At 66.1% G+C, this 25,024-nt stretch carries 24 protein-coding genes; 5 read left to right on the forward strand and 19 right to left on the reverse strand.

The window, feature by feature from the left end; genetic code table 11:
• Genes J2W22_RS11155 through hisH form a run of 3 tightly spaced genes read right to left on the reverse strand, consistent with a single transcriptional unit; the run spans position 1 to position 2,518 of the window.
• Positions 1-1,143: an N-acetyl sugar amidotransferase gene (locus J2W22_RS11155; RefSeq protein ID WP_307118330.1), complete on the reverse strand. Its 1,143-nt coding sequence runs from the start codon at positions 1,141-1,143 to the stop codon at positions 1-3.
• A complete protein-coding gene (locus tag J2W22_RS11160; RefSeq protein WP_307118331.1) occupies positions 1,140-1,913 on the reverse strand; it encodes an AglZ/HisF2 family acetamidino modification protein in 774 nt (257 codons plus the stop codon). The genes J2W22_RS11155 and J2W22_RS11160 overlap by 4 nt, the downstream gene beginning before the upstream one ends.
• Positions 1,907-2,518: an imidazole glycerol phosphate synthase subunit HisH gene (hisH, locus tag J2W22_RS11165; RefSeq protein ID WP_307118332.1), complete on the reverse strand. Its 612-nt coding sequence runs from the start codon at positions 2,516-2,518 to the stop codon at positions 1,907-1,909. The genes J2W22_RS11160 and hisH overlap by 7 nt, the downstream gene beginning before the upstream one ends.
• A 170-nt stretch (positions 2,519-2,688) precedes the next feature.
• Between hisH and J2W22_RS11170 the strand changes: the two genes are divergently transcribed.
• Positions 2,689-3,267 carry a serine O-acetyltransferase gene (locus tag J2W22_RS11170; RefSeq protein WP_307118333.1) on the forward strand — a complete coding sequence of 193 codons (579 nt, stop codon included), beginning with the start codon at positions 2,689-2,691 and terminating at the stop codon, positions 3,265-3,267.
• Between the two features lie 8 nt (positions 3,268-3,275).
• Here J2W22_RS11170 and J2W22_RS11175 read toward each other — a convergent pair whose 3' ends face one another.
• The 3 genes from J2W22_RS11175 to J2W22_RS11185 form a co-directional block, all read right to left on the reverse strand.
• Entirely contained in the window at positions 3,276-3,854 is a 579-nt protein-coding gene (locus J2W22_RS11175; RefSeq protein ID WP_307118334.1) for an acyltransferase, read from the reverse strand.
• A complete protein-coding gene (locus J2W22_RS11180; protein ID WP_307118335.1) occupies positions 3,851-4,834 on the reverse strand; it encodes a Gfo/Idh/MocA family protein in 984 nt (327 codons plus the stop codon). Before J2W22_RS11180 ends, J2W22_RS11175 begins: the two co-directional genes overlap by 4 nt.
• A gap of 103 nt (positions 4,835-4,937) precedes the next feature.
• Complete coding sequence (locus tag J2W22_RS11185; protein ID WP_307118336.1) at positions 4,938-6,002, reverse strand: EpsG family protein; 1,065 nt, start codon at positions 6,000-6,002, stop codon at positions 4,938-4,940.
• 172 nt (positions 6,003-6,174) lie between these two features.
• On the opposite strand from J2W22_RS11185, the gene J2W22_RS11190 reads away from it, so the two are divergent.
• On the forward strand, positions 6,175-7,293 hold the full coding sequence (locus J2W22_RS11190; protein ID WP_307118337.1) for a glycosyltransferase family 4 protein: 1,119 nt from the start codon (positions 6,175-6,177) through the stop codon (positions 7,291-7,293).
• Between the two features lie 12 nt (positions 7,294-7,305).
• Here J2W22_RS11190 and J2W22_RS11195 read toward each other — a convergent pair whose 3' ends face one another.
• The 6 genes from J2W22_RS11195 to J2W22_RS11220 form a co-directional block, all read right to left on the reverse strand.
• Positions 7,306-8,661 carry an O-antigen ligase family protein gene (locus J2W22_RS11195; protein WP_307118338.1) on the reverse strand — a complete coding sequence of 452 codons (1,356 nt, stop codon included), beginning with the start codon at positions 8,659-8,661 and terminating at the stop codon, positions 7,306-7,308.
• 1 nt (position 8,662) lies between these two features.
• A complete protein-coding gene (locus tag J2W22_RS11200) occupies positions 8,663-9,889 on the reverse strand; it encodes a tetratricopeptide repeat protein (protein ID WP_307118339.1) in 1,227 nt (408 codons plus the stop codon).
• Entirely contained in the window at positions 9,879-12,071 is a 2,193-nt protein-coding gene (locus tag J2W22_RS11205) for a GumC family protein (protein WP_307118340.1), read from the reverse strand. Before J2W22_RS11205 ends, J2W22_RS11200 begins: the two co-directional genes overlap by 11 nt.
• A gap of 25 nt (positions 12,072-12,096) precedes the next feature.
• On the reverse strand, positions 12,097-12,801 hold the full coding sequence (locus J2W22_RS11210) for a polysaccharide biosynthesis/export family protein (RefSeq protein ID WP_307118341.1): 705 nt from the start codon (positions 12,799-12,801) through the stop codon (positions 12,097-12,099).
• Between the two features lie 106 nt (positions 12,802-12,907).
• Positions 12,908-13,723, reverse strand: coding sequence for a metallophosphoesterase family protein (locus tag J2W22_RS11215; RefSeq protein ID WP_307118342.1), 816 nt, complete (start codon positions 13,721-13,723; stop codon positions 12,908-12,910).
• 197 nt (positions 13,724-13,920) lie between these two features.
• The gene (locus tag J2W22_RS11220) at positions 13,921-14,151 is read right to left on the reverse strand and encodes a hypothetical protein (protein WP_307118343.1); all 231 of its coding nucleotides are present in this window, start codon (positions 14,149-14,151) and stop codon (positions 13,921-13,923) included.
• 408 nt (positions 14,152-14,559) lie between these two features.
• Here J2W22_RS11220 and J2W22_RS11225 point away from each other — a divergent pair, with 408 nt between their 5' ends.
• On the forward strand, positions 14,560-15,600 hold the full coding sequence (locus J2W22_RS11225) for a M48 family metallopeptidase (protein WP_307118344.1): 1,041 nt from the start codon (positions 14,560-14,562) through the stop codon (positions 15,598-15,600).
• Positions 15,601-15,606: 6 nt separating this feature from the next.
• Here J2W22_RS11225 and wecC read toward each other — a convergent pair whose 3' ends face one another.
• On the reverse strand, positions 15,607-16,902 hold the full coding sequence (wecC, locus tag J2W22_RS11230) for a UDP-N-acetyl-D-mannosamine dehydrogenase (protein WP_307118345.1): 1,296 nt from the start codon (positions 16,900-16,902) through the stop codon (positions 15,607-15,609).
• Positions 16,886-18,022, reverse strand: a complete 1,137-nt coding sequence (wecB, locus tag J2W22_RS11235) for a non-hydrolyzing UDP-N-acetylglucosamine 2-epimerase (protein WP_307118346.1) — start codon at positions 18,020-18,022, stop codon at positions 16,886-16,888. The genes wecC and wecB overlap by 17 nt, the downstream gene beginning before the upstream one ends.
• 114 nt (positions 18,023-18,136) lie before the next feature.
• Here wecB and galU point away from each other — a divergent pair, with 114 nt between their 5' ends.
• Complete coding sequence (gene galU, locus J2W22_RS11240; protein WP_307118347.1) at positions 18,137-19,009, forward strand: UTP--glucose-1-phosphate uridylyltransferase GalU; 873 nt, start codon at positions 18,137-18,139, stop codon at positions 19,007-19,009.
• Positions 19,010-19,179: 170 nt separating this feature from the next.
• Here galU and J2W22_RS11245 read toward each other — a convergent pair whose 3' ends face one another.
• Genes J2W22_RS11245 through J2W22_RS11255 form a run of 3 tightly spaced genes read right to left on the reverse strand, consistent with a single transcriptional unit; the run spans position 19,180 to position 20,539 of the window.
• On the reverse strand, positions 19,180-19,575 hold the full coding sequence (locus J2W22_RS11245; RefSeq protein WP_307118348.1) for a CopD family protein: 396 nt from the start codon (positions 19,573-19,575) through the stop codon (positions 19,180-19,182).
• Positions 19,575-19,919, reverse strand: a complete 345-nt coding sequence (locus J2W22_RS11250; protein WP_307118349.1) for a DUF3817 domain-containing protein — start codon at positions 19,917-19,919, stop codon at positions 19,575-19,577. Before J2W22_RS11250 ends, J2W22_RS11245 begins: the two co-directional genes overlap by 1 nt.
• A 17-nt stretch (positions 19,920-19,936) precedes the next feature.
• The gene (locus J2W22_RS11255; protein ID WP_307118350.1) at positions 19,937-20,539 is read right to left on the reverse strand and encodes a TetR/AcrR family transcriptional regulator; all 603 of its coding nucleotides are present in this window, start codon (positions 20,537-20,539) and stop codon (positions 19,937-19,939) included.
• A gap of 517 nt (positions 20,540-21,056) precedes the next feature.
• Between J2W22_RS11255 and J2W22_RS11260 the strand changes: the two genes are divergently transcribed.
• Positions 21,057-22,964: a calcium-binding protein gene (locus J2W22_RS11260; RefSeq protein ID WP_307118351.1), complete on the forward strand. Its 1,908-nt coding sequence runs from the start codon at positions 21,057-21,059 to the stop codon at positions 22,962-22,964.
• 431 nt (positions 22,965-23,395) lie between these two features.
• Here the strand turns inward: J2W22_RS11260 and J2W22_RS11265 are convergent, their stop codons facing one another.
• Both J2W22_RS11265 and J2W22_RS11270 read right to left on the reverse strand, forming a co-directional pair.
• Entirely contained in the window at positions 23,396-24,394 is a 999-nt protein-coding gene (locus J2W22_RS11265) for an NAD-dependent epimerase/dehydratase family protein (protein WP_307118352.1), read from the reverse strand.
• 96 nt (positions 24,395-24,490) lie between these two features.
• Positions 24,491-25,024 (reverse strand): tetratricopeptide repeat protein, encoded by a 534-nt coding sequence (locus J2W22_RS11270; RefSeq protein ID WP_307118353.1) that lies wholly within the window; start codon positions 25,022-25,024, stop codon positions 24,491-24,493.

The following is a 25,024-nucleotide window of genomic DNA, read 5'->3' on the forward strand; positions in this document are numbered from 1 at the left end:
TCATTTCCAGACGATACGGCCGACCCGCAGGTTCATCCGCCGGTAGAGCGCCAGCAGCTTCTGGAAGAACGCCGCTTCCGACGGATAATCGGTGTGCGGCTTTTCGGGGCGCGACATGTAGTCGCGGAACTTCTCTTCCGACCAGCCCATCTTCTTGATGAAATAGAGGCGGTCGGCCTCCATGTCCTTCTCGCTCGGATAGGCGATGCCGCCGGCACGCTCGAGCGCTTCGTCGCGGGTCATCTCGCCGGTCATGATCAGGCTGGAGAGGTGCGGCTTGCGCTTGTCGACGCCGAATTTGTACGGCTGGAGATAGCCCTGGTAGAAGCGCGTGAAGACCGATTCATAGTGCTTGTAGGCATAGGGCTTGTAGCCGAAGTCGCGCTTCAGCACCTCGAGCGCGTCGCTCTTGCGATAGTCGAGATAGTCGAGGAACGAGACCCATTTGATCTTCTGGACGCCGATATAGCGCACCATGTCGAGCGTGCTGATCGACGGGAAGGTCTTGAGCTTCGGGCCCTTGAAGCGCTTCGAGATGCCGACGATGTTGCGCTTGTCGGCCTTGTGCCAGTTCCAGGTCGAGGGGATGTCGACGCCCTCGGTGGCGATGTTGGTGCCGGCCAGGATGTATTTCAGGCCGTGCTTCGCTGCCTGCTGGTAGTTCACCGCGAGCATGGCGTTGTCGTACAGCACTTCGACGTCGATCACGTCGGAGGCGAAGAAGGCCTCCATCAGGCCGCGGATCTCCGGCCAGTCGATCACGTGGGTGTAGAGATCGACTTTCAGCCCGCGCACTAGGTTGGCGATGTTGTTCTGGGCGAGCTCGGAGTTCCAGCCGCTGTCCATATGGACGGCGAGCGGACGCAGGCCGAGGCGGACTGCCTGGACCAGCGACCAGCTCGAATCGACACCGCCGGACAGGCCGACGATGCAGTCGTACTTCTTCCCCTTGCCGGCTTCCTTGACCATGTCGACCAGCGCGCCGAGCCGGCGCAGCCGGTCCTCCTCGTCGAGCGGCAGGTGCTTGGCCTTCTTCTCCAGGAAGGCGGTGCAATAGTTGCAGATGCCTTGCTCGTCGAACTCGATGTCGGGCGCAGTGGTGTCCATGATGCACCGCGAACAGGTCTGGGTATTCGGGATCACGCGTTCTTACTCCAGAGGGCCTGAAGCTCCTCGTAGCGGGGATAGGTGATGAGCACCGCGCGGTGCGGGCCCTGAAACACGAAATAGGCGCCGGCGGCGACGGCGCTGGCACCGGCATCGGTGGCAGCCTTCATGTCGTCCAGCGAGCCGATGCCGCCGATCGCCACCAGCGGCACCTCGGCAAGGGCGCTCGCCTCGCGGATCAGCTCGAGATCGGGCCCGGCCAGCGTGCCGTCCCGGTCGACGGCGTTGAGCAGGATCTCGCCCGCGCCGTTCGCCACGGCTTGGCGGACCGCGTCGCGCCAGTCGCTGGAGGGCTGCTTCACGCCCGCCGCGCTATAGGGCTGCGGGCGCCCGAGCCAGTTGCGCTTGACGTCGATCGACACGACCACCGCCTGCTCGCCGGCACGGTCGGCAATCTCCCGGATGATCCCGGGATTCGTCGCTACAACGGATTGAAGCGCCACTTTCTCGACGCCAAGGCTGAACAATGTCCGCGCGTCCTCGGCCGTGCGGATGCCGCCGCCGTAGCACAGGGGCATAAAGCATTCGCTTGCCAGTTCCTCGATCATCTTGAAGTCGGGCCCGCGTCGCTCGCGCGTCGCGTCGATGTCGAGCACCATCAGCTCGTCGACTTCCTTCTCGTTGAAGATCTTCACCGCATTGATCGGGTCGCCGACATATTTCGGCTTGCCGAACTTGAGGGTCTTCACGAGGCCGCCACGGCTCTGGCTGACCAGCAGGCAGGGGATGACACGATGGATCAGCATGGGACTGCCAGGAAGCGGCGCATCAGTGCCAGCCCGAAGCGGTGGCTCTTCTCAGGATGGAATTGCACGCCATAGATGTTGTCTCGGTGCACCGCGGTGGTGAAGGTGGTGCCGTAGTTCGCCGTGGCGAGCACATCCTCTTCGCGATCGCAGACGGCGCGATATTTGTGGACATGGTAGAATCGCTGCTCGCCCTCATCATCGGGCAGGAGCGGGTTGGGGCGGGTGGGCGTGACCACCGACCAGCCCATGTGCGGGATCTTCAGCGCCTTGTCGCCGCCGGTGTCGATCTTCACCACGTCCGCCGCGATCCAGCTAAGGCCGGGCAGGGTGCCTTCCTCGCTGCGGCGGCAGAGCAGCTGCATACCGAGGCAGATGCCGATGATCGGTACCTTCTTCTCGAGCACGAAATGGTTGAGCCGCTCGATCCAGCCCGGGGCGAGCGCGGTCATGCCCGCGTCGAAGGCGCCGACGCCGGGCAGGGCGAGGCGCTTGCAGCCATCGAGCCGCGCGGGATCATCGACGATCTCCGCCGAGCCGTCCGCCGCCTGGAACATCCGCTGGACCGACTTGATATTGCCGATCCCGCAGTCAACGATTGTCACATCCATGGCATTCCCTGCCGCTGGCCAGGCCGGCGGCACCCCTCCGCATGTTGCACTGCGAGCATGACTTCCGCTTAGCCGCCCGCTGCCACCTCGCCAAGTCCCCGTGACGGCTGACAAATTGGAAGTGCTCGCGTAGGAGGCGCTATCCAGTCTCGCGGGGGTATCAGGTGATCGATAGCTGGCAGAGTTTTCGCGCTTTCGTGCGTGCCGATTTCACGAGCATAGGCTCGCCGCTGACGCTGCGGACGATCCTGCTCGATCCGGTGGCGCGCTTCACCCTGCTGCTGCGCTACTACGAGTACCTGCTGAATACCGGCAAGCCGAAGCTGGTGCGCATTCCGATCCAGCTCTGGTTCCGCCGGCTTTCCGTGCGGCTCGGCTTCAGCCTGGGGCCGAACATCTTCGGGCCGGGCCTGGCGATCGTCCATTACGGGCTGCTGGTGATCGATCCCACCACCCGGATCGGCAAGAACTGCCGTATCCATATGGGCGCGCATATCGGCGGGGCGGCGTTCTTCGTCGATCCGGAAGAGGCGCACAAATATTCGCCGCGGATCGGCGACAATGTCTATATCGGCCCGGGTGCCAAGCTCTACGGGCCGATCCGCATCGCGGACAATTGCGTGATCGGCGCCAATGCGGTCGTCACCAAGTCGTTCGAGCAGCCGGGAGTCACGCTCGCTGGCGTGCCCGCCAAGGTGATCGCCGAGGGCGGGGCCGGGGAGCGGGTGATGAAGGGCGCCTGAGCGCGCCCTCAGGCGAGGAGCTGGAGTTCGCCCTGGCTGAGCCGGTAGCGCTCGCCGGTATGCGGGCAGACCGTCTCGCCATCGCCTTCCACCGGGAGCTCCAGGCGCTCGCCGAACCGGCTCATCCAGCCGATCTGGCGGCCCGGAACGCCGGCGATGAGCGCATAGGGACGCACGTCGCGGTTCACTACCGCGCCGGCGGCGACGAAGGCGAACTCGCCGATCGTGACGCCGCACACCACGGTGCAGTTGGCACCCAGCGTCGCGCCGCGGCCGACATTGGTCTGGCGGTATTCGCTCTTGCGGACGATCAGCGAGCGCGGGTTGTAGACATTGGTGAATACCATGCTCGGCCCGCAGAACACGCCGTCGGCCAGGCGCACGCCGTCATAGACCGAGACGTTGTTCTGGATCTTGCACTCGTCGCCGATCATCACGTCGTTGCCGACGAAGACGTTCTGGCCCAGCGAGACGTTTGCGCCGATCCGCGCGCCGCTACAGACATGGACGAAGTGCCAGACCCGCGAGCCGTCGCCGATCTGTGCGCCTTCGTCGACGATGGCGCTGTCGTGCTTAGTGTAGCTCATTCCGCCGCGGTGCGTACGGCGAGGTCGGCGAGCGGGTGGATCGCGCTCGACGACTTGAGCTGCGGCGCGGTCCGGATCTCGTGCACAAGACGGATCGCCGGCAGGGCGTCGTCGAGCCCGAAGCTGTTGCCGGCGAGGATTTGGCGGTAGCTCTCGGTGTGAAGATCGGTGAAACCATCCGAGAACTCGATCTCCTCGCCGCCCATGGTGATGCTGCGATAGGTGCGCTGGCCCTTGGCCTGCACCCAGTCGGGCAGATAGTCGGCATTGACCGAGAGGAACCAGCGCACGCTGGCGTTCTTGAAGCGCAGCACGCCGCTGCCGACGTCCCAGGTCAGCAGATGGGTGTTGTTCTCGACCAGCGGGCCGAACACCCAGAGCAGCATGTCGAAGAAGTGCACGCCGATATTGGCCGCGATCCCGCCGGACTTGGTTTCCTCACCCTTCCAGGACGCGAAATACCAGGCGCCGCGGCTGGTGATGTAGGTGAGATCGACCTCGAAATGCGCATCCGGATCGGCCGCCACCGCATCGGCGACACGCTGGCGCAGCGCGATGATGCTGGGATGCAGCCGCAGCTGGAGGATGGTGTGGACCTTGCGGCCGCTCTCCGCCTCGATCTCCTGCAGCGCCTCGGCGTTCCAGGGGTTCACCACCAGCGGCTTCTCGCAGATCGCATCGGCGCCGGCGCGCAGCGCGAAGCGGATGTGCGAATCGTGCAGATAGTTGGGCGAGCAGATCGAGATATAGTCGACCTTGCGGCCGTCATCCTTGCGGCGCAGCTTGTCGATATGGCGATCAAACCGCTCGAACTCGACGAAGAACGCGCTGTCCGGGAAGTAGCTGTCGAGGATGCCGACGGAATCATTGGGGTCCATCGCGGCGACGATACGGTTTCCCGTGGCCTTTACCGCGCCCATGTGGCGCGGGGCGATGTAACCGGCTGCGCCGATGAGCGCGAAGTTCTTGATTGTCGACATGATCCGTCCCGCCTTCGGTCTGATCGGAGCTCCGCGCTCCCGGATTTCAGCCGCTGATTAGAAGCGGCCTTCGTCCAGCGCAACCCCGCTTGCGGGAAGGCCGTCAGCCGAAAAGGTTGGGGATCACCGTCTGGTATGGCAGCCAATATTCGGCGTGCTGGGCCAGCACCAGCCAGATGATCTGCACCAGCGCGGAATAGAGCAGCACGATGAAGACGAGCACGTCGCTGCGCCTGCCCCGGGCCGGGAAGGCATAGGGGAGGCGCCCCATCACGAACAGCTGGAGCGGGATGAGATAGAGCGCGAGGCGGTCCACCGCGGTGGACGAGGAGATCAGGATCAGACCCGCCACGGTCGCGAGCGTCGCCAGCGAGAAGTTACGCCAAAGCTGCCGCTCCTGCTCCCCTATCGCGAACCGGCTCTGCAGGGTGAGGAACAGTACCGCCGGCAGCAGGTTCATGGCGATGCGGATGCCGGCGCCCTGCGAACTGCGCTCCGCATCGAGATAGTTCGAGAAGAGCGTGTCGACGAACTGATCGAGGAACACGAAGAAGAGCAGCGCGGCGAGCGCGGCGCCGACGCTGTAGATGGCGAAACGGTGCCGGAGGCTGGACGCGACGATCAGCGGAATGATCAGGATCGCGCTCTTGTGGAAGCTCGCCGCCAGAACGAAGAGCACGAAGGTCCGGAAATAGCGGTGATCCTCGAATTCCCGCAGCGAGGCCATGACGATGGCGATCGCCGTCGCCTGGCGCGTATAGCCCATGCCCACCACGATGATCAGGTACGGCACGCCCACGGCAATGGTCAGCCAAGGATTGGGCTCGCGCTCGGCGAAGCGCAACAGGCCCCAGGAGAACAAAGCGGCGCAGCACAGATTGACGAACCACACATCGAGATTCAGCGTCTGCGCGAGGTGGTTGAGCAACATATAGGCCGGATCCTGCATGCGCAGAAGCTCCGGCACCGTGGCGCCTTGCAGATAGCGGTAGATCTCTTCGTAGTTCTTCCAGTCGGCGCCGACCTTGTAGCGCAGGCCGACCATCAGCATCAGGACGAAGACCGCGACGTACAGCAGGATCGTCGCCTGCTTCTCGCCGCGCGGACGCAGGACGTGCGTTATCGCTCCGAAGGCGAAGATCGAGAACAGCACCCAATAGGGAAACAAGGCGGTCTCCGTGCCGACATCACCGGCCTCCAGCGGACCGCGCTTATCGCTGCCCGCGTATCGCTCCACCGGCGCGCACGCAAGTCGCCAGCGGCAAGCGGGACCCGCAATTCGGGTTTTGGTTTCGGGCAGGGCGTATTAAGGCCGGGCCGATCAGCATTGGCGAGGGCAAATGAGCGCGGGCAAGACGGTTATACTCTCCATCAATGCGTCGTGGAACATCCTGAATTTCCGTCTGGGCCTGGTGCGCGGGTTGCAGGAGGCCGGCTATCAGGTCGTCGCGCTCGCGCCGGCGGATGCGTACACCCAGCAGCTTGCGGACCACGGGATCGGATATCTGCCTATCGCGATGGAACCGCGCGGCACCTCGATCCTGGCCGACATCGCGCTGTTCTGGCGCTATTGGCGTACCTTGCGCCGGGTGCGGCCTGCCGCCTTCCTGGGCTACACGATCAAGCCCAATATCTATGGGTCGCTCGCCGCGCATCTGGTCGGCGTGCCGACGATCAACAACATCGCCGGGCTGGGCGAGACGTTCCTCGACCGCCGTCCGGTCAACCGCCTCGTCCGCTTCCTCTACCGCGTGGCGCTCTCGCGCGCCCGGGTGATCTTCTTCCAGAACCCGGACGACCGTGCGCTGTTCGTCGACAACGGCATCGTCGATGCCGCGCGCAGCCGGTTGCTGCCCGGCTCGGGGATCGACCTGTCGCGCTTCACCCCGCCGAGCGCGCCGCGGGACGAGGCGGAGGGCATCTCCTTCCTGCTCGTCGCGCGCCTGCTCGAGGCCAAGGGGATCGCGGACTATGCCGCCGCCGCCAGAATCGTGCGGCAGCAATATCCCTCGGCGCGCTTCAGGCTGCTCGGCATCCTGCAATCGGGGAAGGGGGCGCTTGCCCGCGAGACCATCGCCGGCTGGGAGGCCGACGGCACGATCGAGTTCCTGGGCAGTTCGGACGACGTCCGCCCGTTCCTGGCCGGGAGCGACTGCGTCGTGCTGCCGACCTATTATCCCGAGGGCACGCCGCGCTCGCTGCTCGAGGCGGCGGCGATGGGCCGCCCGCTGATCGCCTCGGACGTGCCGGGCTGCCGCGAGATCGTTCGGGACGGCGACAATGGCTTCCAGGTGCCGCCGCGCGACCCCGAGACGCTCGCCGCCACGATGCTCCGCTTCATCGCCATGTCCCCGGCCGAACGTGCCGCGATGGGCGCGCGCAGCCGCGAGATCGCCGAGCGCGAATATGACGAGCAGATCGTGGTTCGCCGCTACCTCGAGGCACTGGACGCCGGCTGAGGGCGAAGCGGGTCAGAGCGTCAGGTGACGCGCCTGGCCCGGTCCCTCTCCGCCGTCGCGGCTCCGCCGGGTCCGCACGCGCGGCTCGGCCATCAGCGCCAGCATCGCCGCGAACAGGGCCGAGATCGCCGCGGTGCGCAGCGGATAGTCGACCAGGCTGTGCGCGATCACCGCGGCCGAGGCGATGGTCGCTGCTCGGGCGAACGGGTCCGCATCGGGGTTCCGCCAGATCGCGAAGGTGCGGCGCGCCCACCAGAAAAGGAAGAGCAGCAGCAGGGCGATGCCGGGCAGGCCGGTCTCCAGCGCCACCTCAAGGAAATCGCTGTGCGCGTGGTTCATGAAGAAGCGCGTCGTCGAATTGGTGTCCTCGCCGTCGCGATAGACTTCGACGAAGGTCGAGACGCCCGAGCCGAAGGGCAGATAGTCCACCGCCTTGGCCGAGGTGCGGGTGAACGAGGTGTAGCGCGAGAGCGAGGAGCCGCGCGCATCGTCGCCGGTCAGGTTGTTGCCGAAGGGCGTGGTGAAGACCGCCGCGATCGCGGCGATGCCGATCAGCGCGGCGGCTATCGGCACCCAGCGCGGCAGCTTCCGCCCGGCGAAGAGCAGGGCCGCGCTCGCCATCGCGACCGGCACTGCCAGGCCCCAGCCGGCGAGCGAGCGGTTGAGCGCGAGGCCGACGAGCAGCACCACGAACAGCGAGGCGATGATCATGGTGAGCCCGGAACTGCGCCGGCGCTCGCCCTTCTGCCACTCGATCGAGAGCAGGGCGGCGAGCAGCGGGATCACCATCAGCAACAGGGTCGCGAGGTGGTTGGCGTTCGCGAAGAAGCCCACCGCCACGCCGCGATTGGTGATGCGATAGAGATACCAGATGCCGCCGGCTGCGACCTGCAGGCCGCCGAGCACGATCGACAGGATCGCGACGCCGACGACCGCCCAGGCGATCCACGAGGCGCGATAGTCGCCAAGGCGCAGGATGCCGAGCATCGCGGCAAAGGCGGGGAGGAGCCAGAACAGCGAGAAGATCGTGTCGTCCGGCGCCAGCGAGATCGGCATCCAGGGCGGCTGCACCCCGAGCAGGCGATAGCCTTCGGCAATGTCGTGGCGGCCCGGGAGCGCGGTCCACAGTGCCGGCGGAAGTGGCACGAGCTGGATCACGAAGATCGCCAGCAGCAGGACGAGCAGCGTCATCAGCTGCCGCGCCGGAGGCGGGAAGGGGCTGCCGCGCGGCGTTCCGAAGGCGAAGAGCAGCAGTGCCACCGCCACCAGCTGCAGGAGCATGTTGGCCATATAGCCCGCAGCGCTGGCGCCGCCGAGCAGCAGGCTGAAGACGAGATAGCCCGGGATAATCGCCTGGCGCGGATTCATGTTACTTCTTCGTCCCCGCCTTATCGATACGGACTTCGCTCACTTCGAGCGACTGGTTCGTCGGGAATTCCTGGGCCACGCCTTCGAGGCTGAGCACCTGCGCGCCGCAGCCCGAGGGCACGTTGAACGCGGCGAGCAGCGTCTTGGGCGAATATTTGATGCCCTTCATCGGAATCTCGAGCAGCGCGGTCTTGCCGCCGACGCAGCCGAGCTTCCAGACCAGCCGGCTGCCCTGGCCGTCGGCATTGCCCTCCAGGGTGATGCGGAGTTCATAGGCGCCCGGCGTGAGGAGCAGCGTCTGCTTGGCCAGATCGCCGCTGTCTCGCCCATAATATTCGACCATCAGGCCGCCGCGCCGCTTGATCTCGGCCGCGCCCAGGCTGTTGCTGGTCAGGTCCCAGTTGAACGGAGGCGTTGCCCCCAGGCGCTGGAACTTGGGATTGAAGACGGCGCCTTCCGCGCTGGCGGGGACGTTGTTGAACTTCGCCCAGAGCGCCCGTGCCTGCAGGCCGTCGCCCGCGGCGATCATGTCGTTGACCACTGCAGCCTGCCAGGCCGGCGGATAGCCGCCCGGGGCAGCCGGCTTGCGGCCCTTGGCGAGGTCGAGCACCACGGCCGGGGCGGCATGCGTCTCGGTCAGCCGGTCGAGCACCGCGTCGAGCAGCGGATCGCCGCGCAGCGCCGCGGCGACTGCGGCGCGCGAGCTGCCATTCTCGGCGAGCTGGGCGAGAAGCGGCACCACCAGATCGCCGGCGCGGCTGACCAGCCGGGTGAGGACGGTCAGCTCGGTCGTCGCGGCCTTGATCTGGTTGGTCTTCAGGTAGAATTCGAGCAGCGACAGGCGGGCGAGGCGGTCGCGCGGATTGCGCCGGCGCGCTTCGATCAGCAGCGCTTCGCCCCGGCGGGTGTCGCCGCGCGCCATCGCATCGGCGCCGAGCAGCGAGAAGGGCTCGGCGGCGAGGGGATGGCGCGATGCCGCCCCCTTGATCTGCGCGATACGCGTCGGCGTCAGACGGCGGGCACCGGTCACCAGCTCGACCGCGGCACGGCGGAACACCGTGTCGTCGCTCTGGGCGAATGCCGGCGGCTGGTCGCGCCGGTCGGCAAGCGCCTCGCCGGCTTCGACCTTGAGGATCAGCCCGCCGATGCCGATACCGACGACGCCGAGCAGCCCAGCCTTGACCAGCGTGCCCGGCGCGACGCGCCCGAACTTCCTCTTATTCGCCACGGCCGGCTACCGCCCGGATCTGACGGTTGCGATTTTCCGAGGCGCGGTAGGTATAGGCATCGTAGTTGTAGCCATAGCCGGTGGACTCGTGGCGATACCGGGTGAGGATCGCGCCGACGACATTGGCGCCGGCACCGCGCAGGCGGTTGAGCGCCTCGACCGCCGCACGGGTGCGGGTCTTGCCGGCCTCGACGACCAGCAGCGCGCCATTGGCCGCGGTCGAGAGCAAGGGCGAATCCGCGAGGCCCAGGATCGGCGGACCGTCGACGATGACCATGTCATAGGCTTCTTCGGCCTGGGCCAGGATCGCGGGCATGCGCGCCGAGGCCAGCAGCTCCGCCGGGTTGGGCGGGATCGGGCCGCAGGGGAGCAGCCAGAGATTCTCCGAATCCGTCTGGCGGACATGCTTCTCGAGCGGATCGTGCGTCGTCAGCATGTTCGACAGGCCGTCATCCTTCTCGTCGCCGGTCACGAAGGCAGGCTTGCGCATGTCGGCGTCGATCAGCAGCGTGCGCTTGCCGAGACGGGCGAAATGCTGCGCCAGCGCCCAGGTGGTGGTCGACTTGCCTTCGGCCGGACGCGTGCTGGTGACCAGCAGCGTCCTGGGCACGCCGTCCTCGGTGGTGAACTGCAGCGCAGTACCCGCCGAGAAATAGGCTTCGGTGAGGGGCGAGGTCGATTCCCGCAGCGCCTCGACCGGACGCTGGCCCTTGGAGGTCGGGATGCCGCCAAGGAACGCGAGATGCAGGCGCTCGCGCACATCGTCCGGCGTCTTGATCGTGTCGTTGATGAACTCGAAGGCAAGCGCCGCGCCCAGGCCCAGGCCCGCGCCGGCCAGCAGGCCGAGGAGCAGGTTCATGAGCATGTCGGGCTTGTACGGGCCCTGCGGCGCTTCGGCGCGGTCGACGATCGAGGCGTAGCTCGCGCCGATGCCGCCACCCACGCCGATTTCCTTGAAGCGCTGCAGCAGCGCCTCGTAGAGCGCGCTGTTGGTGTCCACGTCGCGCTTCAGGATCGTGTACTGGATGCTGCGGCCGCGCAGGTCGAGCACCGAGCCGCGCAGGCGCTCGACGCGATCGCGGAGCTCGTTCTCTGTGGCGGCGGCGGCCTGATATTCGGCGCGGCGGCTGCCGGCCTGGCCGGCCTGCACCGCATTGGCTTCCTTGCGGACGGCCTCGTCGAGCGCGTCGATCCGCGAGCGCAGCGCGACCAGCTCCGGATAGTCCGGTTTGAAGATCGTCGCCTTCTCGCGATATTCGCTCTCGAGCTTGGCACGCTCGCCGCGCAGCAGCGAGGTCTGCGCCGCGCTTTCGGTGGAATTGCCGTTGCGGGTCGCCTCGCGATACTGCTGCTCGGCGGCGATGCGCTTGGTCTCGGCCGCGGCGAGCGCGTCGTTCAGCGCGACCAGCGAGGCGCCGGCCAGCGAGTTGGTGTCGGAGCTGCCGCCGCCTTCACCCTGCTGGGTGCGGATGATGCCCTGCTGCTGCGCATAGGCGACGAGCTGGCGCTCCGAATTCTCCAGGTCGCGGCGGACCTTGACGATCTGGCGCTGCAGGAAGTCGCGGGCATAGGACGAGGCCTGGTAGCGGCGCTCGAGGCTGGTCTGGATATAGCTGTCGGCGAACCCGTTCACGATGCGCGCGGCGAGCTGCGGATCGGGCGAGCTGTAGGAGATCTCGACCAGGCGGGTGCGGTCGCTCGCGGTGACCTTGAGGTTCGAGCTCAGGATGTCGGTGGCGATGCGCTGGCGGACCGAGCGGTCGAGGTCGGGGTTGGGCACCAGCGCCTCGTTGGACGCGAGGTTGAGGTCCTGCGCGACGCGTGCGGAAAGCGCGCGGCTGCGGAGCAGGCCGCCCTGGGTCTCGACGAAGGACTGGTCGTTCTGCGCGAACTGCGGGCCCTTGCCCTCCATCACCTCGACGGCGGGCGGGTTGAGCTCGATCACGGCCTTGGCGCGGTAGAGCGGGGTGGTCAGGAGCGTGACGACGATCGCCGCGGCGATGCCGGCGGTGATCGAGGCGAGCAGCACCCAGCGCCACAGCCATACGATGCGCCAGAGCGCCGCGAGGTTGAGGTCGATATTCTGCTGCTTCACGTGCGGCGAATGATCGATCACCTGCGATTGCTCTGCGCCGGTCCAGACAGCCGCGACACCCCGGGGCTCCATTTGCTTCCTAGCCATCATGCTTTCCTTAGGAGTCCGCTACTTACCAGGGCCGAAACAGGGCGAGGAGCGGCAGGGTGTTCAGCAGGTCGCGGAAGACCTGACGGTTGCGCGAGCCGTCCACCACGACGACGTCGCCTGGATAGATTTCGGGGTCCGGCGCCTGTCCGCGGCGGATGGCGGTCAGGTCGAAGGCCGCCGCCATGCGCTGGCCCTTCACCGTCCGGAAGACGGCGACGCGGCGCGGATTGGAGAATTCGTCGGTGCCGCGGGCGAGCGCCACCGCCTTCACCAGCGTCATCTCGTTGGTGGTGGGGTAGGCGCCGGGATTGCGCACCGAGCCATCGACCGTCACGACGCGCGACGCGGCGTTCTTCACCGTCACGGTGACGTCCGGATTGCGCAGATAGCGCTCGGACAGCCGTTCCCGGACGACCTGCTGGATCTCGGGGGTGGTCATGCCGGCTACCGGCACCGAGCCGATCAGGGGCACCGCGATGTTGCCGCTGGGATCGATCTCATAGTCGCGCGAGAGGTCCTCGACGCGGAACACGATGATCGAGATCGTGTCCCCCGGCGCGAGCCGATAGTCCATCCCCGGAGGTGCCGGCTTGGCCGCATCGGGAGCGACGAAATCGGGAACGTCATAGGGGATCGGGCCGCCGCGCTTGTTGGCGCAGGCCGACAATCCGAGACCGATCAGCACAAACGCGAGCGCAAGGAGCGGCTTTTTCGCTCGAGCGGCCATATCGATGAAGCTCCAACAGACGTAAACGGAAGATGGTGGCGATCCATACGCACAGGCTCGATGCATAGGCAAGGCGGTTGAGACGCCTTGCATTCCGCAGCCGAAACTACTGGGCAAATGCTCGTTGGCGATCGGCAGAGGTTTGTCCGACGGCCGGCCCCATGGTCGAAATGAAGCGGCGCTTGTCGCCTTCGATTATTGCAGCAGTAAGTCGCCCGGTACGGTAGGCGCCGGTGTCGATCCCGATGCGGTTCGGCCGCTCCGCGACCTCGTCGACGACCGTGTGCCCATGGACCACGATGAAGCCGTGATCGATCCGGTCCTCCAGGAAGGGTTCGCGGATCCAGCGAAGATCCCGGGGATCCTGTGCCTCCAGCGGCACGCCGGGCCGGATGCCCGCATGCACGAAGAGATAGTCGCCGAAGCGGAACGTATCGGAAAGCTTGCGCAGGAACTCGACATGCGCCTGGGGCACTGCCTCGCGCAGCGCGCGGAGGGCGGCATCCTCTTCCATCGCGATCAGGCGCGTGGCGTCGAGGCCATAGCTCTCGACGCATTCCAGGCCGCCATATTTCAGCCAGTTGTCGAGGATGGACTTCTCGCCCTGCAGCACCCGCAGGAAGAATTCCTCATGGTTGCCGGCGAGGAACACCGGCTCGGCATTGGGCGGATTGTAGCTGCGCAGCCGCTCGATCACGCCTCGGGATTCCGGGCCGCGATCGATGAAATCGCCGAGGAAGACGATGAAGTTGCGCCGCGCGCTGCTCAAGCGGAGGTCGGCCTCGATCTGATCGAGCAATTCCTCGAGCAGGTCGAGCCGGCCATGGATGTCGCCCACCGCATAGGCGCGCATCCCGGCGGCACCCTGGGCCTTGGGCATCGTCAGGCCGCAGGCGCTCGCAATTCGATCCCAAAGGCCCATGCCGGGAATCCGCCTCCACGATATATAGTCGATATGCGCGCTATTTCAGTCGTTTGGCCGAGCGTCAAGCTTGGCACGATGTGGCTGGCGCGGTGGTCGCGCGATGAGCCCGGCGGCCGCAATGGGGCGGGCAGGCATCGCGGACATAAAAAAACGGCGGCCAATTGGCCGCCGTTTAATCCGGAATATTCCGAAGACTACGGGCTGTTCGGCTCGTCGTCGCTGTCGGCCAGCACAACCGCACCACCGATGATGGCGACGGTCGCGAGAACGCCGATCAGCACGGCCGGAGCCAGCTCGCTCTCGTTTTCGCCGGCGGTGGCCGCAGCGCGAACGCTCGACAGCGAGGTCGAGCTCGTCGGAGCTGCCAGAACCGGGGCAGTCGCCATCGACGCGATGGCAGCAGCCGTAAGAAGCTTAGTGAACACTCTTTTTCTCCCTCTTTCGAGCTCTGGTGCTCTCGTCAGGCCGGCCTATGACACAAGACCAAACCTTCCGCAACACCTCAAACCTTTGTCACGACAAGAAATCCACCGTCGTGATCCAGAAGCAACACGGCCCGGATTGGTTCCGGTGCTCTATTCTTTGGCAGACCGAGGCCCCTTGATGGCGCCGGGCTCTTAACGCGGCGCACTGCTATCGCCAAGGGGTTAATGATCCCTCAATCCGGAAACCACGCGCCCCTCATGGCGGCTTTCTGTGACAGTCTCGTGGCCGTCCGGCCAAGTCGTGCCGATGGCGAAACGGAAACAGGCAGTGCGAATCGGGCCCGCAACGAAATGGGCGCATGGCGCGGCCGTCTGGCGGAAGGCGCAGGCCCCGCCTACAGAGGCGTCATGATCGCTCTACGCCGTGTTCTTCCGTCCTGCGCTGCCGTCGCAATCGCCCTTGGGGCGCTGGCCGTCGAATTCCGTGCACCACCGGCGCGTGCCGACGATGTCGCCGTGTTCGAGGCTGTTCGGGCTGCGGATATGCGGCTCGCTACGGTCGGCTGGCGGCTCGCTGCCGCGAATCGAGCGCTGTGCGACCGCATCGAGGCGGGGACCGGACTGCAGGTTCACACGCTCGACCAATATGATGCGGCCAAGCGCGATTCCGCGGCGCGGCATTTCGGCTTCGCAACGCCGGTTGCGGTGGAAGGCGTGTTCGCCGGGAGCCCGGCCGAGCAGGCGGGGGTCCGTGCCGATGATTCGCTGGTCCGTATCGGCCGGGTCGAGATCGGAAAGCTCTCCGGCAAGCCGGGGACGACCGATCGGCTGGTAGCGGCGCAACTCGCCATCGCCGTGCTTCCGGCCGATGCGCCGATCGAAGTCGATGTGGTGCGTGGCGGCAAGCCGTTGCACCTGACAATTCGGCCGATACCGGTCTGCAAGACGCGCTTCGAGCTTGTCTACAATGACGACTTCACCGCTTCGGCGGAGGGCGTGATGGTCAAGATCGGTTCGGGCTTTCTCGAATATCCCGACGACCAGTTCGCCGCGGTCGTCGCGCATGAATTCTCGCACAACATCCTCCACCATCGCGACCGGCTGAAGGCGCGGGGTGTCGATTTCGGCATGCTCTCCGGCCTGGGAGCCAATGTGAAATATTTCCGGCAGACCGAAGTGCAGGCCGATCTGCTCTCGGTCTATCTGCTCACCAACGCCGGTTATCCGTCGCAGGCGCCTGCGGCGTTCTGGAAGCGCTTCGGACCGAGCAAGGCCGGCGGAATCCTGCGCAGCCGCTCGCACCCGGCCTGGCGCGACCGCGTGACGACGCTGGAGGCAGAGGCAGCCAAGGTGACAGCCTTGTCCGTGCGGCCCCTGGTGCCGGGCCTGATTGCCGATCGCGACAAGCCGCTGGACGGCGACTGGCAGTCGATACTGGTGCGCAAGTAGGCGGCTTCAGCTCGCCAGTCGGAGCGGTTCGCCAGCCACGGCGCGCGGCTGATCGGGCCAGATGCCGCGCGTGTCATAGACCTGCTTGTCGGCGCGCTCGTCGAGCGGGACCGACTTGAACACGTCGTGATCGACGAGGACCACGAAGATGCCGCAGCTCTCGATCGCGCTGTCGATGTCGATCAGCCCGGCACCCGTGCCATCGAAGGCGGAGGGCAGGGCGTTCGCATAGGGCTCGACGATCTGGATGCGCTCGCCGAAGCGCTTCGCCAGTGCTTCGGCGACCTTGAGCGCGGGGCTCTCGCGGAAATCGTCGATGTTCGCCTTGAAGGCGAGGCCCAGGCAGGCGACGCGCGCGGCCGGGTTGGACTCGATCATCGCCGCGGCGTGGCCGATTACATAGTCGGTCTTGCCGTCATTCACTTCGCGGGCGGTGCGGATCAGCGGAGTCTGCTCGGGCGCGGCGCTGACCAGGAACCAGGGATCGACGGCGATGCAGTGCCCGCCGACGCCCGGACCCGGCGACAGGATGTTGACGCGCGGATGGCGGTTGGCGAGGCGGATCACTTCCCACACATCGACGCCCATCTTCTCGGCGACGAGGCTCAGCTCGTTGGCGAAGGCGATGTTGACGTCGCGGAAGGCGTTCTCGGTGAGCTTGGTCATCTCCGCGGCCTTGGCCGTGGTGGTGACGCAGGCGCCGCGCACGAAGCGGCGGTAGAATTGCAGCGCCTTGCGCGCGCAGCGCGGGGTGATGCCGCCGATTACCCGGTCATTGTCGATCAGCTCGACCAGGATGCGGCCGGGCAGCACGCGCTCCGGGCAATAGGCGATGGCGATATCGGCGACGCCGGCGCAGTGGCCGGGGACCTTGAGGTCGGGGCGGAGCTTCGCGAGCAGCTCGGCGACCTTTTCGGTGGTGCCCACCGGCGAGGTCGATTCGAGGATCACCACGTCGCCGGCCTTGAGCGTGATCGCGACATTGGTCGCGGCCTTCAGCACATAGCCGATGTCCGGCGCGTGATTCTCGCCGAACGGCGTGGGCACGGCGATGACGAAGACATCGGCCTGCTCGACCTGGAGCGATGCGCGCAGATTGCCGCGCGCCACCACGCCCGAGACCAGGCCGTCGAGGTCGATCTCCTCGATATGGACCTTGCCCGAGTTCACGGTGTCGACCACCGATTCGTGCACGTCGACGCCCAGCACCCTGGCGCCGGTACGCGCGATCACCGCTGCCGTGGGAAGCCCGATATAGCCCAGGCCGAGAACACAGACCTTGAGCTCAGAATCCGAAACCATGTGCGACGATCCCCGCAATCCGCTCAGAGGCATGGCCGTCGCCGAACGGATTGTGGGCGCGGGCCATGGCCGAATAGGCGGAGGGTACGTCGAGGAGGGTTGAGATTTCGGAAACGATACGCTCGGGGCTGGTGCCGACCAGCTTTGCCGTCCCCGCGACGACGCCTTCGGGGCGCTCGGTGGTCTCGCGCATCACCAGCACCGGCTTGCCGAGCGCGGGGGCTTCTTCCTGCACGCCGCCCGAATCGCTGAGCACGACATGGCAAAGCTCGAGCGCGCGGATGAAGTGGGGATAGTCGAGCGGCTCGATGCGGGCGACATTGGCGCGGTCGCCCAGCACCTTGTCCATTGCCGCGACGACGTTCGGGTTGGGATGCATCGGGAAGAGGATCGCGGTGTCGTCGCGGTCGGCGATGCGGCCGAGCGCCCGGGCGATATCTTCCATGCCGCCGCCGAAATTCTCGCGGCGATGCGTGGTGACGAGGACGATGCGCTTGCCGGCGAAGCGGGCGGCGATCGGATCGAGGCCCGAGGCCAGTTCGGGCTCGGCCTCGATCCGAGCACGGGTGGCGAGCAGCGCGTCGATCACCGTGTTGCCGGTGACGTGGATCGTGTCGGACGCGATGTTCTCGCGGCGCAGCGCCTCGGCTGCGGTCTCGGTCGGCGCGAAATGCTGGTCGGCGATCGGCGCGACGATGCGGCGGTTCACTTCCTCGGGCCAGGGCTGGTAGATGTCACCCGAGCGCAGGCCCGCCTCGACATGGCTGACCGGCACCTTGCGGTAATAGGCCGCGAGCGCGCCGACCATCGCGGTGGCGGTGTCGCCCTGGACGATCACCCGGTCGGGCTTCTCCTCGTCCATCACCTTGCCGAGGCCGGTAAGCAGCCGGGCGGTCAGCTGGTCGAGCGTCTGGCCGGGCTCCATCAGGTCGAGATCGATATCGGGGGTGAGGCCGGCGATCGACAGCACCTGGTCGAGCAGCCCGCGATGCTGCGCGGTGACGCAGGTGCGCACGTCGAGGCCCGGCACGCCGGCAAGGGCGCGGACGACGGGGAAGAGCTTGATCGCCTCGGGACGGGTGCCGAAGATCAGCAGGACGCGCTTGCTTGTTCCGTTCATTCCGGCTCCCTTATCCGCCATCCCGTCACCAGGTGGTTACGGCGTGCGACATAATTGCGAAACCCGATGGCCGTCGCTATTGGCGCGCGATTGATCCGGAGAGGCGTTTCCCGAATGACCATCAAGCCCCTGCGCAAGGCCGTGTTTCCCGTTGGCGGCCTGGGTACGCGTTTCCTGCCCGCCACCAAGGCGCTTCCCAAGGAAATGCTGCCCGTGGTCGATCGCCCGCTGATCCAGTACGCGGTGGACGAGGCGCTGGAAGCCGGCATCGAGCAGATGATCTTCGTCACCGGCCGCGGCAAGAGCGCGATCGAGGACCATTTCGACATCGCCTATGAGCTGGAGACGACGATGTCGGCGCGCGGCAAGTCGCTCGAGATCCTCGACGCGACCCGGCTCAAGCCGGGCGCGGTCGCCTATGTCCGCCAGCAGGAGCCGATGGGGCTGGGCCATGCCGTGTGGTGCGCCCGCGACATCGTCGGCGACGAGCCCTTCGCGGTGCTGCTCGCCGACGACTTCATGCTCGGCAAGCCGGGCTGCCTGAAGCAGATGGTCGATGCCTACAACCAGGTCGGCGGCAATTTGATCTGCGCCGAGATCGTCCCCGACGACCAGACGCACCGCTATGGCATCATCACGCCGGGCGCGCAGGACGGCGCGCTGACCGAGGTGAAGGGGCTGGTCGAGAAGCCGGCGCCGGGCACCGCGCCGTCGAACCTGTCGGTGATCGGCCGCTACATCCTGCAGCCCGAGGTGATGCGCGTGCTGGAGAAGCAGGAGAAGGGCGCGGGCGGCGAGATCCAGCTGACCGATGCGATGGCGCAGATGATCGGCGGCCAGCGCTTCCACGGCGTGACCTTCGAGGGCACGCGCTATGATTGCGGCGACAAGGCCGGCTTCATCCAGGCGAACATCGCGGTGGCGCTGGAGCGCGAGGACATCGCGCCGGCGATCCGCGATTTCATGACGAGCCGCTGCCCCGGCTGAGCCGCGGAAGTTCACTAAGTTCACGACATGCACGCGCGGGAACGGTCATCCGTCCCGATGCGCGGGACGCGTTATTCCCAAGGTCAAAGAGCGGTCGGGCGGAAGCCCGGCCGTCTGAGCCAATCAGACGAAATCCTACATTGCAAGGCGTCGGCGCCTGGAGGTAGCGGCTAGAAAGGCTTGGCGACGACCAGCACCGCGATCGACGCGACCGCTGTGGCGATGAACGCCGCGACCCGCAGGGCCGGCGTGGCTGCGGACGGCTCACCGCCCGCGCGACGCAGCCGCCGCAGCTTGCCGGACTGGATGCCGTGCAGCCCAGTCAGGGCGAGGACGAAGGCGAGCTTGGCCCATAGCCAGGGGCTGGCGAACCAGCCGGCCTCGACGGCGATCGTCGCGCCGGTCACCCAGACGAGCAGCATCGCCGGGACCGTGGCCAGCCGGTCCCAGCGCGCCAGCGGGGCGGTGGCTTCCGCCGCGGCAAGGGCAAAGGTCTGGGCGAACAGGCCGCCGATGAAGAGCAGGACGGCGGCGACGTGCACCGCCTTCAGCCAGAGATAGGGCATCAGGCGCGCGCCTCGGCAAGGGCCGCGCGCTTGCGGCGCAGCAGCCCGGCATTGAGGAAGCCGCCAAAGGGCAGGAAGGCCGCGAACCCCAGCCGCGCGATCTCGCCCCGCGACCAGCCGCCGCCGGAGACCGTCGTGATCAGGCACCAGCCATAGGCGATGAAGGCGGCGCCGTGCACCGGCCCCATCAGCCGGACCGCGAGGGGATAGTCGAACAGATGCTTGAGCGGGACGGCGACGAAGACCAGGACCAGGAGCGTGGTGGCTTCGACGAACGAGGCCAGGCGCAGCCGCCTTATCTGGGCGAGATCCTCGGCGACGGCCGAGGGCGGTTGCTGCGGCATGGGGTGGGATTCCGGCACTAGAGATTGGCGGGATCGGCGCCGCAGCGCTGGAGCAGTGCGACGAGCGCGGTCTGGGCGCGCCGATCGGCATCCGGGTCGCGCTGGAAGCGCATCGTGCTGTGGTGCGCGAGATAGATGCCGCGCAGTTCCCACACGACCTGATCGGCATCGGTATCCGCATGGAGATGGCCGAGATCGATCGCCTGGCGGACCTGCGCATGGAGCAGCCGCCGCCATTCCTCGTCCAGCTCGGCGACGCGGTCGCGCACCACGCCGGGCGTGTCGTCGAGCTCGAACATCGCGGCGGCGACGGGACAGCCGCCGCGCAGGCCGGCGCGCGACGACCAGCCGAACCACAGGCCGACCAGCGCCATCAGTCGCGGCAGCCCCTCGGGATTGCGCATCGCCGGCTCGACGACATTGCGCCACGCCAGCCGGACGGTTTCATCGAGCAGGGCGAGCTCCAGCGCCTCGCGCGACCGGAAATGGGCGAACAGCCCGCTCTTGGACAGGCCGGTCGCCTCCGCCAGCCGCCCGATGGTGACGGCCGCAAGCCCGCCCTGGCTCAGCGTCTGCAGCCCTTCTTCGATCACCCGGGTTCGAGTCGTCTCTGCTTTCATGCGGATTTAGTACGAACGGTCGTGCTATTTTGCAAGCATGGTTGCGGGTGGGGAGGGCACCGGATGAATGAGGGCGGCTGCGAAGTGGCGCGCCTCAGGCGGTGTCGCGTGCGAAGATTGTCCTCACCGGGCTCGGCTTGGGTCGCGAACACATAGACGACCGCCTTCGGGACGAGGACTGAACGGGCGCGATTCGGGTGGCTGGCGGACGTAGGATAGATCAAGCGGCCGAGGCAGCTTTGCGCCCTAAGCCGCCGTTCGGAGCGCCGGCTCAATCTCCCACAAGCGGTCGTTCGTTCACACCGCGACAGGCGGCAGCAATCGGGTGGTTAGCTGCCGTTGGCGCGACACTACCTAATGCTTGACCGATCCCGAAAAGCGGGCGGTGTGGCTCATTCATGGCCGACGCTTCTGCCAAAGCGCGCACGAACCCGATAAGAAGGCTGAGCACTGTTCTGATCCGGGAGCGCGGTGCCGGACCACGCACTGGCGGCCGGCGGAAACAGGAGTGAGGGTTATGCCATTCAGGATTGGCAGCGAGTTCCTCGTTAATACCGGCAATACCTACGGAACACAAAATTCAGCCGACATCGCGGGTACTGCTGACGGCGGCTTCACCATTGTCTGGCGCAGCGAATTCCGGCCCGATGATACGAATGATCTTGATTTCGAGATCCAGGCGCGAGCCCTGTTGCCGGGACACGCGATCGCCGAGGAATTTCGTGTCAACACGATCACTGCCGATGCACAGTTCAGTCCGACCGTGATGGCGCGGCCTGATGGCAGCTTCGTAGTCGCCTATAGCAGTGGTGAGGAAAATAGCCTGCCGGGTACATCGGTGAACACGCAGTATCTTGACGTGAATGGTGCACCGGTAGGACCTGAGTATCTGACTGATTACGACTATTATCATCGCAACCCGCAAGTCGCCTCCTTCCCCGATGGCGGCGTCGTGACGGTGTGGAGCGGCGAAAATAATGGCGAGGGCGAAGTGCGGTCGCCCACGGGTGCAGTGTGGTCCAACTTTTCATATGGCTGGGACAGCAGCGTCGACACCAAGGCAGTCGCCACCCTGTCCAACACAAGTTTCGTCGTAACCTGGTACGGTTACAGGGACGAAGAGCACGCGATGGAGGGCGGCGAGACCGTCTTTTACGGCCAGATCCGCCAGCGCGACGGACAGGGCGTCACTCCGTTCGAAATTGGCGAGGCAGCAGGCGGAAGGCCGGATCCTTCGATCGCACTGCTGTCCAACGGCAATTTCGTCGTGGTCTGGCGAGATGGGGAGTTCGGTAGCGATCCGGTGAACGACCCTGGCTCCGAGGTCAGGGCACGTATCTTCGATCCCAACGGCCAGCCAATCGGTGACACCTTCACCGTGAACAGCGAGATTGCGGCCGACCAGTATAACCCTGATGTCGCCGCACTCTCCGACGGGCGCTTTGTTGTGGTCTGGCAGGACGGCGCGGAATCGCCTGGCGTTCCCGCGCCAACTGCGACGATCCGCGCGCAGGTGTTCGACACGGAGGGTGCGCGCCTGGACGAAGAATTCCAGGTCAACGCGCCTTCTTCCATCAACGCGGAGGGGCCGAGCGTCACCAGCCTGGGTGGTGATCGCTTCGCGGTTGCATGGACGGGCGACGAGGGCGCTATCGGATCGGACGGCGGGATCAAGGTGCAACTTTTCGCAGTGGACGGCCCGCCGCCATCGGACACAATCGCCGGCACCGGCGGCAATGACCGACTCACCGGCGGCTTCGGGGACGATCAGATCAGCGGCGGCAAGGGGGCGGATGCGATCTTCGCCGGCTTTGGCGCGGATCTGGTGCTTGGCGACAAGGGAGAGGATTCGCTCTATGGCGGCGCGGGTGACGACGCGATCTTCGGCGGCTGGCAGAGCGATGCGCTCTACGGTGAGCTCGGCAATGACACGCTCTATGGCGATGTCAGCGCCATAGGCGCCGGCAGCCGTGGCGCCAATGACCGCCTCTCCGGCGGCGACGGCGACGACACGCTTTACGGCGATGCCGCGGTGATCGCCTTTGGCGGGCACGGCGGAAACGACGTGCTCAAAGGCGGCCGCGGTAACGACAAGCTTTACGGCGACGGTGCATCGGGGGACGGCGTGGCTGCAGGCGGCAGCGACTCGCTCGACGGGGGTGCGGGGAATGACGAGTTTTGGGGCGGGGGCGGCGATGATCGCTTCGTGTTCAACGGTCTTTCAGGTTCGGACATCATCTGGGATTTCGGACAGGAGCCGGGCGACAACGACGTGATCGATCTGCGCGGAACGGAGGCCGGGAATCCCGACAATGGCGGCCTCCAGATCTATTATGTCGATGGCAATGCCGAACTGTATTTCAACGGGGGTTTCATCAAGGTGATGAACGTGGTCGGCCTCGACCTGTCGGACATCCTGATTTGATCGGCCATGTGCCGGTCATTGTTCCCGGAAAGACGACCAGAACCCACCGACGAGCGGCTCCAGAAAACTTGTTCGAGCGCGGCGCGCTCGCGCAGGGGTAAGCGGACAGTCGGCCTATCCGAACGATCCGTTGAAAGCCGCGAGTCAGAAATCGGCCCAACGGCGGCCCCTTGCGCGTTCGCCAATCCATGTCTGCTTTGACGGATGCGACCGCTGAAAGCGGAAAGCCCGCTCACGGCCCAAAGCTGGTCATCTGCGAACGACAGAAGCAGTGTCAGCAAATTGGGGCGAAAGCCGACAGGCCGTATCGTGAGCCTATGGCCTAGTTTGTATCGACATTCGGATGCAGTGATTGGTTTGGCGGTTCCCCAGAGAAACCCTGGGCCCCGGCTTTCGCCGGGGAACAGAATGAGCCGAACGTCGATCCGCCCTTAGCCTTGATAATGCTCGCGATACCAGGTCACGAACGCCGGTACGCCCTGGCTGGGCGGAGTGGACGGGGCGTAGCCGGTCAGGTTCTTGAGCAGCGCCGAGCTGGCCTCGGTGGCCGGCACGTCGCCCTGTTGCATCGGCATGAAGTTCCGGATCGCTTCCTTGCCGAGCGCGCGCTCGATCTCGGCGATATAGTCCATCAGCTGGGTCTGCTGGCCGGCACCGATATTGACCACGCGGAACGGCGCGACGGGGGAGAGGCTGTCGCCCTCGACCGGTACGCTGCCCGGTACCGCCTCGGTCAGCCGCACGATCGATTCGGCCAGGTCCTCGACATAGGTGAAGTCGCGGACCATCTGGCCGTTATTGTAGATGTCGATCGGTTCGCCGGCGAGGATGCCGCGGGTGAACTTGAACAGCGCCATGTCCGGCCGGCCCCACGGGCCATAGACCGTGAAGAAGCGGAAGAAGGTCATCGGCGTCTTGTAGAGATGCGCGTAGCTGTGCCCCATCAGCTCGGTCGCGCCCTTGGTGGCGGCGTAGAAGCTCATCGGGGTGGCGGTCCGCTGCGTCTCGGTGAACGGCATGTCGGTATTGGCGCCATAGACCGAGCTGGTCGAGGCGGCGAGCAGATGGCCGGTCTTGTGACGGCGGGCCAGCTCGAGCACGTTGAAGGTGCCGATCAGATTGGCCGCGACATAGCTTTCCGGATTGTCGATCGAATAGCGCACGCCGGCCTGGGCGGCGAGGTGGATCACCACATCGGGCTGGAACTCGGCCCAGGCGGCGCCGAACGCCTCCATATTGTCGATCGAGACGCGGGCCACCCGGAAGTTCGGGTGGTTCGACAGCACGTCGTTGCGGGCTTCCTTCAGCGCCGGATCATAATAGTCGCTGAAATTGTCGACCCCGAGCACGGTGGCGCCGCGCTGGAGCAACTTGCTGGCGGTGTGGAAGCCGATGAAGCCGGCCGAGCCGGTGACGAGGACGCGGGTCATGGCGGGGCAGGTGCCCCAAGCAGGGGGCGAAGTCCAGTTTCTCGCTTCAGGGCGCAGCAAATCGCGGGCCTCTGCGATCGGATGCTCCGCTGCCGTTCAAAGGATCGCGGGTTTCAGCGTCGCGAGCAGCGCTTGCGCTTCCTCACGTTCGTATTCGGTAATGTAGTAGGAAGCGTTCGCGGCGGCGAGGCATCGCAGTGCAGCCTGAATGTCCTTCCCGAGGCCTGTGCCGCTCAGATAGCATTTCGCCATATCGAGCTGCGCGCTGCCGTCGCCTGCGCGGGCGACCCGCTCATACCAGCGGAACATGGTCCGCTTCCTGCCCATCTCGCGATAGAGTATCGCGATGTTGGTCGCGGCCGCGTGACTGCCGCGCTTCCAGGCTTTCCGATAGAGCTTCATCGCCAAAGCCTTGTCGGCGGTCACGCCTTCGCCGACATCATACATATAGCCCAGGGACTGGAGGCTCAGGGCGCAGCCAAGGGCAGCGCCGCTCTCATAGCATTGCCGCGCGCGATCGAAATCGCCGGCCTCTGCCGCGTCATGTGCAATGCGAAGAAGCGCGTCGGTATCCAGCATGGACATGCGCTTCGATTGGCATTTTTTCAGCGCGGGGCCAATGTTCGCCAA

This window comes from Sphingomonas kyeonggiensis (assembly GCF_030812785.1).
In the GTDB taxonomy this organism is placed as follows: domain Bacteria; phylum Pseudomonadota; class Alphaproteobacteria; order Sphingomonadales; family Sphingomonadaceae; genus Sphingomonas; species Sphingomonas kyeonggiensis_B.

What these genes read in the sequence shown, in the direction of transcription:
- J2W22_RS11215 (WP_307118342.1), bottom strand. Translation starts at nt 13,723, where the DNA reads ATGGGCCTTTGGGATCGAATTGCGAGCGCCTGCGGCCTGACGATGCCC.
- galU (WP_307118347.1), top strand. Translation starts at nt 18,137, where the DNA reads ATGACCATCAAGCCCCTGCGCAAGGCCGTGTTTCCCGTTGGCGGCCTG.
- J2W22_RS11195 (WP_307118338.1), bottom strand. Translation starts at nt 8,661, where the DNA reads ATGAATCCGCGCCAGGCGATTATCCCGGGCTATCTCGTCTTCAGCCTG.
- wecB (WP_307118346.1), bottom strand. Translation starts at nt 18,022, where the DNA reads ATGAACGGAACAAGCAAGCGCGTCCTGCTGATCTTCGGCACCCGTCCC.
- J2W22_RS11205 (WP_307118340.1), bottom strand. Translation starts at nt 12,071, where the DNA reads ATGGCTAGGAAGCAAATGGAGCCCCGGGGTGTCGCGGCTGTCTGGACC.
- J2W22_RS11265 (WP_307118352.1), bottom strand. Translation starts at nt 24,394, where the DNA reads ATGACCCGCGTCCTCGTCACCGGCTCGGCCGGCTTCATCGGCTTCCAC.
- J2W22_RS11260 (WP_307118351.1), top strand. Translation starts at nt 21,057, where the DNA reads ATGCCATTCAGGATTGGCAGCGAGTTCCTCGTTAATACCGGCAATACC.
- J2W22_RS11175 (WP_307118334.1), bottom strand. Translation starts at nt 3,854, where the DNA reads ATGAGCTACACTAAGCACGACAGCGCCATCGTCGACGAAGGCGCACAG.
- J2W22_RS11160 (WP_307118331.1), bottom strand. Translation starts at nt 1,913, where the DNA reads ATGCTGATCCATCGTGTCATCCCCTGCCTGCTGGTCAGCCAGAGCCGT.
- J2W22_RS11250 (WP_307118349.1), bottom strand. Translation starts at nt 19,919, where the DNA reads ATGCCGCAGCAACCGCCCTCGGCCGTCGCCGAGGATCTCGCCCAGATA.
- J2W22_RS11180 (WP_307118335.1), bottom strand. Translation starts at nt 4,834, where the DNA reads ATGTCGACAATCAAGAACTTCGCGCTCATCGGCGCAGCCGGTTACATC.
- wecC (WP_307118345.1), bottom strand. Translation starts at nt 16,902, where the DNA reads ATGGTTTCGGATTCTGAGCTCAAGGTCTGTGTTCTCGGCCTGGGCTAT.
- J2W22_RS11255 (WP_307118350.1), bottom strand. Translation starts at nt 20,539, where the DNA reads ATGAAAGCAGAGACGACTCGAACCCGGGTGATCGAAGAAGGGCTGCAG.
- J2W22_RS11190 (WP_307118337.1), top strand. Translation starts at nt 6,175, where the DNA reads ATGAGCGCGGGCAAGACGGTTATACTCTCCATCAATGCGTCGTGGAAC.
- J2W22_RS11210 (WP_307118341.1), bottom strand. Translation starts at nt 12,801, where the DNA reads ATGGCCGCTCGAGCGAAAAAGCCGCTCCTTGCGCTCGCGTTTGTGCTG.
- J2W22_RS11245 (WP_307118348.1), bottom strand. Translation starts at nt 19,575, where the DNA reads ATGCCCTATCTCTGGCTGAAGGCGGTGCACGTCGCCGCCGTCCTGCTC.
- J2W22_RS11225 (WP_307118344.1), top strand. Translation starts at nt 14,560, where the DNA reads ATGATCGCTCTACGCCGTGTTCTTCCGTCCTGCGCTGCCGTCGCAATC.